Annotated in this window: 14 protein-coding genes; 2 read left to right on the top strand and 12 right to left on the bottom strand. The window is 64.9% G+C overall.

What is annotated here, in order from left to right; all coding sequences use genetic code 11:
• Window positions 1–27: 27 nt before the first annotated feature.
• Window positions 28–645, top strand: coding sequence for a hemerythrin domain-containing protein (locus FHS79_RS00260; RefSeq protein ID WP_184193570.1), 618 nt, complete (start codon window positions 28–30; stop codon window positions 643–645).
• A 31-nt stretch (window positions 646–676) separates the two neighbouring features.
• Window positions 677–1,567, top strand: a complete 891-nt coding sequence (locus tag FHS79_RS00255; RefSeq protein WP_184193567.1) for a DMT family transporter — start codon at window positions 677–679, stop codon at window positions 1,565–1,567.
• On the opposite strand, the gene fabZ is transcribed toward FHS79_RS00255, so the two are convergent.
• From fabZ to FHS79_RS00195, 12 genes are all read right to left on the bottom strand, one after another.
• Complete coding sequence (gene fabZ / locus FHS79_RS00250; RefSeq protein ID WP_243452537.1) at window positions 1,536–1,994, bottom strand: 3-hydroxyacyl-ACP dehydratase FabZ; 459 nt, start codon at window positions 1,992–1,994, stop codon at window positions 1,536–1,538. The two genes, FHS79_RS00255 and fabZ, sit on opposite strands and share 32 nt — an antisense overlap.
• 20 nt (window positions 1,995–2,014) lie before the next feature.
• Window positions 2,015–2,623 (bottom strand): OmpH/Skp family outer membrane protein, encoded by a 609-nt coding sequence (locus FHS79_RS00245; RefSeq protein ID WP_184193561.1) that lies wholly within the window; start codon window positions 2,621–2,623, stop codon window positions 2,015–2,017.
• A complete protein-coding gene (gene bamA / locus FHS79_RS00240; RefSeq protein WP_184193559.1) occupies window positions 2,623–5,190 on the bottom strand; it encodes an outer membrane protein assembly factor BamA in 2,568 nt (855 codons plus the stop codon). Before bamA ends, FHS79_RS00245 begins: the two co-directional genes overlap by 1 nt.
• Before the next feature lie 16 nt (window positions 5,191–5,206).
• Window positions 5,207–6,352: an RIP metalloprotease RseP gene (gene rseP / locus FHS79_RS00235; protein WP_243452536.1), complete on the bottom strand. Its 1,146-nt coding sequence runs from the start codon at window positions 6,350–6,352 to the stop codon at window positions 5,207–5,209.
• Window positions 6,349–7,509: a 1-deoxy-D-xylulose-5-phosphate reductoisomerase gene (locus FHS79_RS00230; protein ID WP_184193556.1), complete on the bottom strand. Its 1,161-nt coding sequence runs from the start codon at window positions 7,507–7,509 to the stop codon at window positions 6,349–6,351. The genes rseP and FHS79_RS00230 overlap by 4 nt, the downstream gene beginning before the upstream one ends.
• On the bottom strand, window positions 7,506–8,330 hold the full coding sequence (locus FHS79_RS00225) for a phosphatidate cytidylyltransferase (protein ID WP_243452535.1): 825 nt from the start codon (window positions 8,328–8,330) through the stop codon (window positions 7,506–7,508). Before FHS79_RS00225 ends, FHS79_RS00230 begins: the two co-directional genes overlap by 4 nt.
• A complete protein-coding gene (locus FHS79_RS00220; RefSeq protein WP_184193553.1) occupies window positions 8,317–9,063 on the bottom strand; it encodes an isoprenyl transferase in 747 nt (248 codons plus the stop codon). Before FHS79_RS00220 ends, FHS79_RS00225 begins: the two co-directional genes overlap by 14 nt.
• On the bottom strand, window positions 9,060–9,629 hold the full coding sequence (gene frr / locus FHS79_RS00215) for a ribosome recycling factor (protein WP_243452534.1): 570 nt from the start codon (window positions 9,627–9,629) through the stop codon (window positions 9,060–9,062). The genes FHS79_RS00220 and frr overlap by 4 nt, the downstream gene beginning before the upstream one ends.
• Complete coding sequence (pyrH, locus tag FHS79_RS00210) at window positions 9,622–10,350, bottom strand: UMP kinase (RefSeq protein WP_184194049.1); 729 nt, start codon at window positions 10,348–10,350, stop codon at window positions 9,622–9,624. Before pyrH ends, frr begins: the two co-directional genes overlap by 8 nt.
• Window positions 10,351–10,469: 119 nt before the next feature.
• On the bottom strand, window positions 10,470–11,396 hold the full coding sequence (gene tsf / locus FHS79_RS00205; protein WP_184193549.1) for a translation elongation factor Ts: 927 nt from the start codon (window positions 11,394–11,396) through the stop codon (window positions 10,470–10,472).
• 100 nt (window positions 11,397–11,496) lie between these two features.
• Entirely contained in the window at window positions 11,497–12,348 is an 852-nt protein-coding gene (rpsB, locus tag FHS79_RS00200) for a 30S ribosomal protein S2 (RefSeq protein WP_184193547.1), read from the bottom strand.
• A 140-nt stretch (window positions 12,349–12,488) separates the two neighbouring features.
• A complete protein-coding gene (locus tag FHS79_RS00195) occupies window positions 12,489–13,667 on the bottom strand; it encodes a PQQ-dependent sugar dehydrogenase (protein WP_207792158.1) in 1,179 nt (392 codons plus the stop codon).
• Window positions 13,668–13,746: the final 79 nt, after the last annotated feature.

Raw genomic sequence — 13,746 nt, 5'->3', positions numbered from 1 at the left:
TCTGTCATGGATTCAAGGAGAACCGCCATGACCAGTGCAACCTACAAAAACTACAATGATCGCTTCAAGAGCGGCCTCAGGGACCATGACAAACGGTCCACCGATGCGACCGGCCCGGCGCTTGTCGCTGGTGCCGCCGGCTTCGGGCTGGGTCTGCTCGCTGCTGCCGGCCGCCGCGCCGCCGTGCAGGCGGTCACCTATGCCGCCGGAGACTGGTTCGAGGGCCTCAAGGCCGAGCATAAGCTGGCGCGCGGCATCATGGAAAAGCTTGCCGACACGACCGAAGAAGATCAGGGCAAGCGCGCCACACTGGTGCTCCAGCTGCAGCACGCGATCGGCAAGCATAATGTCCAGGAAGAATATGTCGTCTACTGCATCCTCGCCGAACATGGCGATACCGCAGCCGCGAACACTCTTAACAGCGAGCATTTCGAGCTGAAGAAGGGGCTGCATGAGCTGGAGGTGATCGGCAAGGAGCAGAGGCCCGGCTTCCTCGAAAAGCTCGGGGAAATCCGAAGCGTTTTCGAAGCGCATGTGACCGAGGAGGAGACGGAAGTCTTCCCTCGCCTGCACGCCTCGTTGTCGCCCGAGCAGCAGAAGTCGCTGACCAACCGCATGAATCGCGAAGGCTTCAAAGTCGCATGACGCGCTGATTGCCCTCGGCTAGAGCGGGGCGATGCTACCATCGCCCCGCTCCACCACCGCCCTGCTGCAATGCGTTGCGGGTATTGGCGCACTCACCGCCATGGATGCGCTGGTGAAGTGGCTGGCGCAGTCGAATGCCGTGGAAGTCGTCACTCTTGGCCGCTACGCGAGTGGGGCCGCCATCGCGTTGATGGTCTGGCAAATTCAGCGCCGCCCATCGATCGGCGTCGGCACCATGAAGCTGCACTTTCTGCGCGGCTTTCTCATAACCATCACGGCACTCAGCTTCTTCTATGCCATCGACAATCTGCCGCTCGCCGAAGCCCTCACCATCGCTTTCGTGGCGCCGTTGCTGGTGCCGCCACTGGCTCGGCTCGTCCTGCATGAACGGATGCGCCGGCAGGCACTGTTGGCCGGACTCATAGGCTTTGCCGGTGTGCTGATCTCGGTCCAGGGCGCACCGGACGGTGGCGACGCGCGAATGCTCGCCGTGGCAGCCGCCTTGTTCGCAGCCGTCACCTATGCCGCGACCGCCGTGCTGCTGCGCTCTCTCGCTGCCACCAATGGCGCCACTGCAATCACGCTGTTGGGCAGCCTCATCCCCTTGCTGCTCCTGAGCCCGGTGGCGCTGCTGCACCCCCTGCCCGATTCAACCAGCCTGGTCGGCTTCGCAGCGCTGGGGCTCATCGGCAACATCGGGATGCAATTGCTGGCGCGCGCCTACGCCAGTCTCGAAGCCCAGATGGGCGCGGTCATGGAGTTCACCGCCCTGCCCTGGGCAGCCCTTTTCGGCTTCTTCATCTTCGGAGACGCTGTGCGCGTGCAGACCTGGGCCGGCGCAGCGGTCATTCTCGTCGCGGTGCTGATCGCGGCGCGGCCCGAGGCAGACCTCAAGCCGGCGGATCCGCAATCATCGCCGTGAAGCTGGCCTCGGCCGCAAGCTTGCCGTTAACCAGCGCCCGGCCCTCGAATTTGCTCACCCGCCCGCGGTTCTGGGTGAAGCGCACGTCGAGGTGCAGCAGGCAGCCAGGTTCGACGGGAGTACGGAACTTCGCACCATCGATCGCCATGAAGTAGACAAGCTTGCCGTTGCCCTCGTCACCGAGGCTGCTCATCGCCAGCACCCCGGCAGTCTGCGCCAGCGCTTCGATGATGAGCACGCCGGGCATGATGGGTCGCCCCGGAAAATGCCCGGCGAAGAATGGCTCGTTGATGCTCACGGCCTTGATGCCGCGCGCCGAGACGCCCGCAACGATATCTTCCACCCGGTCCACCAGCAGCATCGGGTAGCGATGCGGCAGCAGCGCCATCACCGCCATCACATCGGCAGTTCCAAGAGCAGTCGTCATCGCGCTGGCGTCCCCAGCCATCAGCGCGGCGGTGCGGCTGCCGGCGCGGCAGGTGCTGCCGCGGTGGCCGGCGGGGTGGTCGAAACGCGCGGCAGCGCCTTGTCGAGCCGCGCCATCACATCGGCGGTCATGTCGAGCGACGCCGAATTGTCGAGCGTTGCTCCCTTGGCGATCGCCACCGAGGCGCCGCGCTCGCGCATCACCGTGGTGATGATCGGCTGCATGGCATCGTTGATCTGCTTCAGCACGAACTGGCGCGCCGCCTGCAGATCGGCCTGGCGCTTCTCGAGCTCCTGTCCGGCCTGCTGCTGGCGGGTCTGGAAGTCGCGCGCGCGGGTTTCCCAGGCGGTCTTTGTCGCCGCCGGGGCATTCTCGGCGGGGCGGCCCTGCAGGAGCTGCTGCTGCTCGGCACCAAGCGTGCTCTGCAACTGGGTAGCGCGGGCGCGAAGTGCTTCGTCCCTGGCGCGCAGGTCCGTGGTGGCGCCCTTTGCGGCGGCCGAGTTGGAGTAGATCGAATCCAGATCGACCACGATCACCACCGTCGCGGGCAGTGTCTGCGCAAAGGCCGGGGCTGCCATCGGCAGCACCGCGGCACTGGCGAGTGCCAGCGCAATCAAGCTCTTCTTCATCAGAATTGAGTCCCTACGTTGAATTGGAAAACCTGGGTGTCGTCACCCGGCTGTTTGCGCAACACCTTGGCCACATCGAGGCGGAACGGCCCGAACGGCGAGTTCCACATCACACCCGCACCCACCGAAACACGCGGGGACGGCGAGTTGCCCAAGAACACTTCCTCGAAACCGTTGCTCGGCCGCAGCGGGTCGAACGGCAGGCAGTCCGGGCGGTTGGTCGTCGGCCCGTTGGCGCAAGTCAGGTTGGGCGACCGCACGTTCCACACTGCACCGACATCCATGAAGATCGACGGCCGCAGCCCAAGCTCCGCCCCACCCGCACCCAGCGGGATCTGGATTTCCGCCTTGCCGTAATAATAGGCCTTGCCGCCAAGCGCATCGTCGAGAACGAAATTGCGATCGGTGATCGGCGTGCCCGTCTCGTCGAACGGACGCCGCAGCACGCGCGGGCCGACACCGCGGATGCGGAAACCGCGCATCTGCGGCTCGCCGAGGAAGAAGCGGTCGGTAAGCAGCACATCGGAACCGCCATAGCCGGTGATATAGCCACCCTCGCCGGCGATCTGCAGAATGAAGCCCGAACCGAACAGCGCATTGTAGCGGTCATAATTCGCCCGGGTGCGGACGTACTTCACGCCGAGCGGAATGCCCGCGAGATCCTGGCTGAACGAGAAGCGCTGGCCACCCGTCGGGCGGAAGCTGTTGTTGAGGTTGTTGAACAGCACGCTGTAACCAACCGTCGAAACGGTCCGCTTCCCGAGCGCTTCGCAAAGGAAGCGGCCGGCAAGCAGCGGATCGCAAAGCCCGTTGGTGAAGAAGAGATCGCGATCGAGATCGATGTTCTCGAACGAGATGCCATAGCGCGCCTGCATTGCCCAGAATTCGGTCACCGGGAAGCCGACGCGCACGTTGAAGCCCGTGGAAACCTGCGTGTAGGTCGTGTCGCGCGAATTGTTGGCGGTGAAGCGGAACGAACGGAAATCGCGCGTGAACACATCGAAGCCGAGTGCCAGGTTGCGCCCGAACAGATACGGCTCGGTGAACCCGGCCTCGATCGAGCGCGAGAAGCTCGAGATGTTCGCCGAAAGCCGCAGCTCCTGCCCACGCCCGCGGAAGTTCCGCTGGCGGACGGACATGGAAAGAATGAACCGCTCGAGGCTCGAGAAACCCGCCGAAACCTGCAACTCGCCCGTCGGCCGCTCCTCGACATTGGCTTCGAGAATGATGCGGTCAGGCGAGGCGCCGGGCTTCTGCTCGATCTCCAGCTTCTCCTGGAAGAAGCCGAGGCTCTTCAAACGGTCGCTCGACCGCCGGACCTTGATCGAGTTGAAGGCGTCGCCCTCGGCCAGCCGGAACTCGCGGCGGATCACCTGATCGGTCGTGATGGTGTTGCCGTTGACCTGCACCCGCTCGACATAGACGCGCGGTGCCTCGCCGATCCGGAAGGTGACGTTCATTTCCAGCGCATCCTTGTCGCGCTCGAACTGCGGTCGCACATCGGCAAAGGCATAGCCGAGAAGCCCTGCGGTCTCGGTCAGCGTCTCGACCGTGTTCTCGATCTTCTGGGCGTCGTACCAGTCACCCTTCGCAACCGGGATCAGCGCCTTGAAATCCTCGGCCTTGATATCGCGGATCTCGGATTCGAGGTCCACGGTGCCGAACTTGTACCGATCACCTTCGTCGAGCACATAGGTCACGATGAAATCGCGGTTGTCGGGCGTCAACTCTGCCACCGACGACACCACGCGGAAATCCGCATAGCCCTCGGTCAGGTAGAACTGGCGCAGCTTCTGCTGGTCATAGGCCAGCCGGTCGGGATCATAGGTGTCGTTCGAGCTGAAGAAGCGGTAGAAGCGCGCCTGCTTGGTCGCCATCTCGCCGCGCAGCTTGCCATCCTTGAACTTGGTGTTGCCAAGCAGGTTGATCTGCTGAACCTTGGATTTCGGCCCCTCGCTCATCTCGAAGATGACATCGACCCGGTTCTGCTCGAGCTGGATGATCTTCGGCTCGACCGCCGCCGCAAACCGCCCCGAGCGGCGATACAATTCGAGGATGCGCCCGACATCGGCACGCGCCTTGGAGCGCGTGAAGATCTGCCGCGGTGCAAGGCGGATCTCCTCGCGGATCTTGTCTTCCTTCACCCGCTTCGCACCCTCGATCACGATACGGTTGATCACCGGGTTCTCGCGCACTTCCACCGTCAGCGCGCCATTGTCATCGCGAATCGTGGCATCGGCGAACAGCTCCGACGCATAGAGCGCCTTCAGCGCAAGGTCGGTCCGGTTCCGGTCATACTGGTCACCGACCACAAGGTTCAAATAGCTGCGAACCGTCTCGGGCTCGAGCCGCTCGGTGCCGCGCACCGTGATCGATCGCACGGTTCCGGCGCCGGCACCCAGCACCTCGACCTGCCCGGCACTCGCCAGCGGCGGTGGCGGCGGGGCCGGCTGCGGCTGACGGCCGCGTTGCTGTGCTGCAAGCGGTGCGGCAAGCGCACTCGTCACGAGCAGCAGCGTGCACAAGCCACGGATGCGGCGAACGCGGCCGGCATTGCCAGCCTTCATGCGGCTGGCCTTTGCATCAACCGAGCACGCCCGAAAGCTGCTTGAAGACTCCAACTGAAGACAGGTCATTCCAGGTAAGCACCACCATAAGGGTCATGATCGCCGCAAAGCCCGACATGAACGCCCATTGCTGAAAACGCTCGCCCAGCGGTCGCCGACGGACAGCTTCGACCGCGTAGAGGAGAAGATGCCCGCCGTCCAGCGTAGGGATTGGCAGGAGGTTGATGAAGCCGAGGTTGACCGAGAAGAACGCCATGAAAGCGATGAACGAGGTCACCCCCATTGCCGCCTGCTGGCCGGTCACCTGGCCGGACCGGATCGGCCCCCCCAGGTCGTCCAGGTTGCGCTCACCCATCACCACCTGCCGCAGCGTGCGGCCGATGGTGACGATGATGTTGCCGGTATCGACAACGCCGTGCCCCAGCGCTGTAATCGGCCCCACCTGCTCAACGATCTGCTGCCCGCGCGCAATGCCGAGGCGCGGATGCTTGATCACATTGCCGAAGCGGTCGGTTGTCTCGACCATCTGCGGCTGGATGACGAGGTTGCGCTCGCTGCCGGCATCGCGAGACACCACAAGCTGCAACGGCTTGCCGGTGCCGCTCATCACGATGTTGATCACATCCTCGAAGCGCGACACGCTCTCGCCGTCGATCGAAAGGATCCGGTCGCCGGCCTGCAATCCGGCACTCGCCGCAGCACTCTCCGGCATCACAGCCGAAACCACCGGTGGCGTCGTGGGGTGCCCGAGCGTCACGTAGAATCCGGCAAGGATGAGGATGGCGAACGCGAAGTTGATCGCCGGCCCGGCCGCAACGATGATCGCCCGCTGCCAAAGTGGCTTGAAGGCAAACAGCTTGTCACGCTCGGCATGGGGAAGCTTCAGCAACGAAGGATCGACCTGGCTCGCCTCATTGAGATCGCCGGTGAATTTCACATAGCCCCCGAGCGGCAGGAGGTTGAGCCGCCAACGCACCCCGCGCCTGTCGGTATGGCCCAGCAGCTCGCGTCCGAACCCGAAGGCAAAGGCGTCGATCTTGGTATTGAAGAACCGCCCGGCCAGGAAATGCCCGCCCTCGTGCACCACAACCAGCACCGCAATCATCAGGATGAACGCGCCAAGACTGAACATCAGGCTCGGCTGGGGCAGGATTTCGGTCAACGCGCCAACCCCTTCACAATGTCGTGCGCCGCTGCACGCGCAGCGGCGTCGGCGGCCAGCACGGCCTCGAGCCCATCGAGCGGGCCGGAGCCCAGACGGTCGAGCACGGCGGCCACCACATCGGCGATATCGAGGAAGCCGGCTTTCCCGGCGATGAACGCCGCCACCGCGACTTCGTTGGCTGCATTGAGGATGCACGGCGCCGAGCCCCCGGCCCGCAGCGCTGCCCAGGCAAGCGCCAGAGCAGGGAAACGTTCCAGATCAGGCTCTTCGAAGCTCAAATTGCCGATCCGCGCGAGGTCGAGGCGCGCGCATGGCGTCTCGATCCGCTCCGGCCAGGCGAGTGCATAGGCGATGGGAATTCGCATGTCGGGGGTGCCCATCTGCGCCAGCACCGAGCCGTCGACATATTCCACCATGGAATGCACCACCGATTGCGGATGCACGATCACACCGAGCCGGTCGGCCCCCACCCCGAACAGCTGCTCCGCCTCGATCAGCTCGAGCCCCTTGTTCATCAGCGTCGCCGAATCGATCGAGATCTTGGCGCCCATCGACCAGACCGGATGCGCGCAGGCATCGGCCACGCTCACATGCCGCATCTCGTCGAGGCTTCGCGTGCGGAACGGCCCCCCGCTGGCAGTGAGGATCACCTTGCGCACGCTGCTGCAGTCGCCATGCGGAAACACCTGGAAGATGGCGTTGTGCTCGCTGTCCACCGGCAGCAGCACGGCACCGCTCGCCTTGGCGGCAGCCGTCACCACCGGCCCGGCGCACACCAGGGTTTCCTTGTTGGCAATGGCAATCCGCGCGCCGCGCTCGATGGCTGCAAGTGTCGGCGGCAGGCCTGCCGCCCCCACGATCGCCGTCAGCACGATGTCCGCCGGCCGCGCGCCCGCCACGCGAATGGCCTCCGCCCCTGCCGCCACTTCGACGCCGCTGCCCGCAAGGGCTGCCTTGAGAGCCGCATAGGCCTGTTCATCCCCGACCGCCGCATAGCGCGCACCGCATGCCAGCGCGGCCCGGGCCAGGCCCTCGGCGTCGCCATTGGCGGTCAGTGCTTCCACCTGCCAGCGGCCGGGGTTGCGCGCCACCAGGTCGAGCGTCTGGCTCCCCACCGATCCGGTGGCGCCAAGAATTGTCAGTGTCGTGGTCATCCGGCCCATCCCGTCAGGGCGAACAGCGCCGATCCTGCCACCGCGACCGGCACCAGCCCGTCGAGCCGATCCATCACGCCGCCATGGCCCGGCAGCAATGTGCCCGAATCCTTGACCCTGGCCATGCGCTTCAGCCCGCTTTCGAGCAGATCCCCCAGCACCGAGAGCACCGCGAGCGCACCGCCCACGCTGGCCATCGTCAGCGTCCAGCGGCCAAGCCCGCTCGGCAGATACGCCGTCGCCAGCGCACCCGCCACCAGCATCGCCCCCACCACGCCGCAAATGGCGCCGGCCCAGGTCTTGTTGGGGCTTATCGACGGCGCCAGCTTGCGCCCGCCGATCGTCTTGCCGCCAAAGAACGCCGCGATGTCGGCGGTCCAGACAATCGCCATCAGCAGAACCGTTGCCGCCAGTCCCTCCGGCAGCGCACGAACCCAGAGCAGCCCGATCGCCGGCAGCCCGCAATAGAGCAGACCGGCCGTGGTCCACAGCGCCGCGCGGCGGTTCACGGTCCCGCGTGCAAACAGCCCGATCAATCCGGCACCGCCGGCCAGCGCCACAAGCACCTCGCCCGCGCTCGCCACAGCCAGCAGCGCCATGCACGTTGCGAGCAGAACCAGCCCGACGCGGCGCAGGCCGAGGCCAAGCTGCATCATCGCCGCCCATTCGGCCCACATGATCAACGTCGCCAGCGCCACCAGCGCCAGAAATGGCATGCCGCCCCACCAGACCGCCGCAAGCGCCAGCACAAGCAGCACCAGCCCGGTGATGACGCGCAACTGCAAGCTCCGGTCGAACATCACCGCCTCAGCGCCCGCCAAAGCGTCGTTCCCGCGTTGCAAACTCCGCCAGCACCGCCGCCAGTGCCGCAGCGTCGAAATCGGGCCACAGCGTCTCGGTGATCACGATCTCGGCATAGGCCGATTGCCAGAGCAGGAAGTTGGAAAGCCGCATCTCGCCCGAGGTGCGCAGCACCACATCGGGTGCGGGCCATTCGCAGGTGTCGAGTCGGCTCGCGAACATCTCGGGGTCGATGGCATCGGCCGTGATCAGCCCGGACGCTACATCCGCGGCCAGCGACCGCGCAGCCCGCACCACCTCGTCCTGCCCGCCATAGTTGAGCGCCATCACCAGCGTCAGCTTGCGGTTGTTCACCGTCAGCGCCCGCGCCTCCTCGAGAAGCGCCACCAGATCGGGTTTCAGCGCGCGCCAGTTGCCGATGAATTCCAGCCGAACGCCGTTCCTGTGCAAGTCCTTGATTTCCGAGCGCACATAGTGGCGCAGCAGCCCCATAAGGTCGGACACTTCATCCGCCGGCCGCTTCCAGTTCTCACTTGAAAACGCGTAGAGCGTCAGCACCTCGATGCCAAGGTCGGGGGCAGCCTCCACCACCCGGCGCACCGATTCCACTCCGGCGCGGTGGCCGGCGATGCGCGGCAGCCGGCGTCGCTGTGCCCAGCGGCCATTGCCGTCCATGATGATCGCCAGATGACGCACCCCGCCGTCAGCCGCTCCCAGGACTGGCGCTGCAAGCGGGGCCGGGGCCAGCGTCATTTGCCGAGGATTTCCTTTTCCTTGGCAGCCGCCGCGGCGTCGATGTCGACCACGGCCTTGTCGGTGAGCTTCTGCACTTCGGTCTCGAAACGCTTCTGCTCGTCCTGGCTGATCTTGCCCTTCTTCTCGGCGGTCTTCAGCGCTTCCATCCCGTCGCGGCGCACATTGCGCGCGGCAATCTTGGCCTTTTCGGCATAGCTCGACGCCAGCTTCGCCATCTCCTTGCGGCGCTCCTCGGTCATGTCCGGGATCGGCAGCCGCAACGTCTGGCCATCGGTGATCGGGTTGAGGCCGAGCCCCGCGGAGCGGATCGCCTTTTCCACCGGCGTCACATTGCTCTTGTCCCAAACCTGCACGCTGATCATGCGCGGCTCGGGCACGGTTACCGTCGCCACCTGCGACAGCGGCATCGCCGAACCATAGACCTCGACCGTCACCGGATCGAGCAGGCTGGCGTTGGCGCGGCCGGTGCGAAGCCCGGCCAGATCGGACTTGAGCGCATCCACGGCGCCGATGGTGCGCCGCTCGAGATCGGCCTTCCAGGGTGCGAATTCAAAATCAGCCAAGGGCTTGCTCCTCGCTAGTGACCATTGTCGATGTTCCCTCGCCACGCAACACCGCAGCCAATGTGCCGGGCTCGCGGATGTTGAAGACGAGGATGGGAATGCCATTGTCCCGGCACATGGCCACCGCACTGGCGTCCATCACCTTGAGATCGTCGGCAAGCACCTTTGAATAGCTGAGCCGATCATAACGCCTGGCCCCTGGCACGCGCTTGGGGTCGGCATCATAGACACCGTCGACCGACGTGCCCTTGAGCAGCGCATCGCAGTTCATCTCGGCCGCACGCAGTGCCGCGCCGGTGTCGGTGGTGAAGAACGGGTTGCCGGTGCCGGCGGCGAAGATCACCACCCGGCCCTTCTCCAGGTGCCGCTCGGCTCGGCGGCGAATATAGGGCTCGCACACGCTCGGCATCGGGATGGCGGACTGGACGCGTGTCGAAATGCCGATGTTCTCCAGGGCATTCTGCATCGCCAGCGCATTCATCACCGTGGCGAGCATCCCCATGTAATCGGCCGAGCCGCGGTCGAAGCCCTTGGCCGCCGCCGCCAGCCCGCGGAAGATGTTGCCGCCGCCCACCACCAGGCAGACTTCATAGCCGAGCGCCACCGCCGCCTGCACTTCATGCGCAATCCGCGTCGCCTCGACAGGATCGATGCCATAGGGCTCGTGCCCCATCAGCGCTTCGCCGGAGAGCTTGAGCAGGATGCGCTTGAAACCTCGTATCACCGAATTTTTCCTGCCCGACCGATGGAAAACATGGCGCCGAGCCTTAGCCACCGCTGCCCGATATGAAAAGGGGGGCCGACGGCATGCCGTGGCCCCCCGCAACCGTTACAAACCGATCAAGCGCCAGCGGCAGCAGCCACTTCGGCAGCAAAATCCTTCTCTTCCTTCTCGATGCCTTCACCGAGCTGGAGGCGAACAAAGCTCTTCACCGTGATCGGCGTGCCGGCAGCCTTGGCCGCCGCAGCCACCACGTCACCGACCTTGGACTTGCCATCGATCACGAACACCTGTGTGAGCAGCGAATTTTCCTGTGCATATTTCCGCACGCCGCCTTCGATCATCTTTTCGATGATCTCGGCCGGCTTGCCGCTGGTCGCAGCCTTTTCACGGGCGATGGCACGTTCACGCTCGACCGTGGCCTGGTCAAGCCCGGTCTCGTCGATCGCCAGCGGATTGGCCGCAGCGATGTGCATCGCGATCTGCTTGCCGAGCGGCTCGAGCACATCGGCAGCGGCGGTCGACTCAAGGCCCACCAGCACGCCGATCTTGCCGAGGCCCGATGCCGCGGCATTGTGCACATAGGATGTCACGACACCCTGCTCGACCTCGACAATCGCCGCACGGCGCAGCGTCTGATGCTCGCCGATTTTCGCGATGTTGTGCGTCAGCTGGTCGTGCACACTGCCATCCGACTCGGGATAGCCGGCCGCCAGCAGCGCCTCCACGTCGCTGCCGAGCTCGGCGGCAATCGTCGTCACAGTCCGCACGAAATCCTGGAACACTTCGTTCTTCGCCACGAAATCGGTCTCGGAATTCACCTCCACCAGCGCGCCGCGCGTGCCGGCAACGGTCACGCCGATCAGCCCTTCAGCCGCCGTGCGCCCGGCCTTCTTGGCAGCTGCCGCCAGGCCCTTGGTGCGCAGCCAATCGACCGCAGCTTCCATGTCGCCGGCATTCTCGTTCAGCGCCTTCTTGCAGTCCATCATGCCAGCGCCGGTGCGCTCGCGCAGGTCCTTGACCATGCCTGCAGTGATCTCAGCCATTTTCATATCCTCTTGGCTACCGGCCCGCCCCTTGGACGTGCCATGTTTCATGCCCATGACAAGGCGTTGCGGCCAGCGCCCAAGCGCCGGCCGCAAATCGTCAGGCTGCCGGAGTCGCTTCCGACGCAACCGGCTCGGCCTCAGCCGAATCAGGCGCAGCCGACTCGGCCGCAACGGGTTCAGCCGCAACCTGCGGCTCTTCCACCAGCGCAGGCTCCATCACCGGCTCTTCCATCGCACCCAGATCATAGCCCGAAGCGGCCATGCGACCCTGCGAGGCACCGATCACCGTATCGGCAATCGCGTTGACATAGAGCTGGATAGCGCGGCTGGCGTCGTCATTGCCCGGCACCGGGAAAGCGATGCCGCTCGGATCGGTATTGGTATCGAGTATCGCCACCACCGGAATGCCGAGCACATTGGCTTCCTTCACAGCCAGCTCTTCCTTGTTGACGTCGATCATGAAGATCACATCGGGAAGACCGCCCATGTCGCGGATGCCGCCGAGGCTCAGCTCGAACTTGTCGCGCTCGCGGGTCAGCTTGAGCACTTCCTTCTTGGTCAGGCCGGTGGTGTCACCCGAAAGCTGCTCTTCGAGCTGCTTGAACTTCTTGATCGAGCCCGAAATCGTCTTCCAGTTGGTCAGCATGCCGCCGAGCCAGCGATGGTTGACATAGTGCTGGCCGCAGCGACGCGCAGCCTCGGCAATCGGGTCCTGCGCCTGGCGCTTGGTGCCGACGAAAAGCACCTTGCCGCCGGCCTGCACCGTCGCCTGCACAAAGTCGAGCGCACGCGCGAACAGCGGCACGGTCTGCGAAAGATCGATGATGTGGACGCCATTGCGATCACCGAAGATGTAGGGCTTCATTTTCGGGTTCCAGCGATGGGTCTGGTGTCCGAAATGCGCGCCAGCTTCGAGGAGCTGCGACATGGATACGACGGGTGCCGCCATGGAATATAACCTCCGGTTAAACCGCCGCGGGGAAGTGAACGGGAAGCCCGCCACCGGATATGGCCCCCGCGTGGGGATTTGTTGTGTGGAAGCGCGCCTCTATGCGAGCACGCGCTTCCCGTCAAGCTGGGCGGTCAGGCTCAGTTGCCGACAGTCACCTTGAGCAGCTTGCCGTTTGCATCGTCGGTCAGCACATAAAGTTCGCCCGCAGGCCCCTCGACGACATCACGAATGCGCTCGCCACGGTCGGTCAGCAGCCGCTCCTCGCCCACCACCCGGTCGCCGTTGAGCACCAGCCGCACCAGCGCCTTGGACGACAACCCGCCGATGAACACATTGCCCTGCCACTCGGTCGCACCGCGCCCCGAATGGATCGCCATGCCCGAGGGCGAAATCACCGGGTCCCAATAATAGACCGGCTGCTCCATCCCCGCTTTCTGCGTGATCGCCTGACCGATCGGCTTGCCCGAGTATTCCTCGCCATAGGTAATGGTCGGCCAGCCATAATCCTTGCCCTTGGCAACAAGGTTCAACTCATCGCCGCCCTTGGGTCCCATCTCGACTTCCCAAAGCCGGCCGCGGCTGTCGAGCGCGGCCGACAGCACGTTGCGATGCCCCCAGGACCAGATTTCCGGCTTGGCACCGGCGCGGCCCACGAGCGGATTGTCCTTCGGCACACTGCCATCACGCCCGATCCGAACGATCTTGCCGAAGTGGCTGCCGGGGTCCTGCGCCTGCACCCGGCCGGGCACGATCGACCGCTCGCCGAGCGTGATGTACATCATGTTGTTCGGCAGAAAGACCATGCGGCCACCGAAATGCTTAGTCGAATCGATCGTCGGCTGCATCGAGAAGATCGTCTTCACCTCGGTCAGCGCCGGTGCCGCATCGGTCCCGCCGAGCTTGCCGCGTGCCACCACCAGCCCGCTGCCGCCATCACGCGGCTCGGCATAGCTGAAATAAACCCAGCCATCGCCCGGGACACTCACGCCCATCATGCCGCCCTGGTCGCGCGCATCCACCTTCGGCGTGCCCGTGAGCGGCGGCGACTTGCTGCCATCCGCACCGATGATCCGCAGCGTGCCGCCGGCCTTCTCGCTCACCAGAAACTTGCCACCCGGCAGCAACGCCACGCCCCAGGGCTTGTTCAACCCGGCCGCGATCTCGGCCACCCGCACATTACCGCGGGTCTTCACCGCATCGGCACGCGTCTGCCCTGCAAACGCCGGCTTGAATTCGGGAACATTCGGCGCCCCCTGCTCGACAGGAGCCGCCATCACAGGCGAGGCGATCAGCAGAAGAGCAAGAAGAGGGCGCATGGAAGACTCCGAAGTTGCGTCACAGATGGACATGATAAAGGGCCCGGTCCTGCCGAGCCACTTGCAATCCAAACAGCCC

It is taken from the genome of Polymorphobacter multimanifer, assembly GCF_014205635.1.
In the GTDB taxonomy this organism is placed as follows: Bacteria; Pseudomonadota; Alphaproteobacteria; order Sphingomonadales; family Sphingomonadaceae; genus Sandarakinorhabdus; species Sandarakinorhabdus multimanifer.
Note: the sequence above shows the minus strand (reverse complement) of the source record. Positions and strands in the feature narration are given on the sequence as shown.

Bases quoted from the DNA above. Each gene is read 5' to 3' on its own strand.
- FHS79_RS00260 (WP_184193570.1), top strand. From the start codon at position 28: ATGACCAGTGCAACCTACAAAAACTACAATGATCGCTTCAAGAGCGGC.
- fabZ (WP_243452537.1), bottom strand. From the start codon at position 1,994: ATGACGACTGCTCTTGGAACTGCCGATGTGATGGCGGTGATGGCGCTG.
- rpsB (WP_184193547.1), bottom strand. From the start codon at position 12,348: ATGGCGGCACCCGTCGTATCCATGTCGCAGCTCCTCGAAGCTGGCGCG.
- tsf (WP_184193549.1), bottom strand. From the start codon at position 11,396: ATGGCTGAGATCACTGCAGGCATGGTCAAGGACCTGCGCGAGCGCACC.
- FHS79_RS00230 (WP_184193556.1), bottom strand. From the start codon at position 7,509: ATGACCACGACACTGACAATTCTTGGCGCCACCGGATCGGTGGGGAGC.
- bamA (WP_184193559.1), bottom strand. From the start codon at position 5,190: ATGAAGGCTGGCAATGCCGGCCGCGTTCGCCGCATCCGTGGCTTGTGC.
- FHS79_RS00220 (WP_184193553.1), bottom strand. From the start codon at position 9,063: ATGACGCTGGCCCCGGCCCCGCTTGCAGCGCCAGTCCTGGGAGCGGCT.
- FHS79_RS00195 (WP_207792158.1), bottom strand. From the start codon at position 13,667: ATGCGCCCTCTTCTTGCTCTTCTGCTGATCGCCTCGCCTGTGATGGCG.
- FHS79_RS00245 (WP_184193561.1), bottom strand. From the start codon at position 2,623: ATGAAGAAGAGCTTGATTGCGCTGGCACTCGCCAGTGCCGCGGTGCTG.
- FHS79_RS00255 (WP_184193567.1), top strand. From the start codon at position 677: ATGCTACCATCGCCCCGCTCCACCACCGCCCTGCTGCAATGCGTTGCG.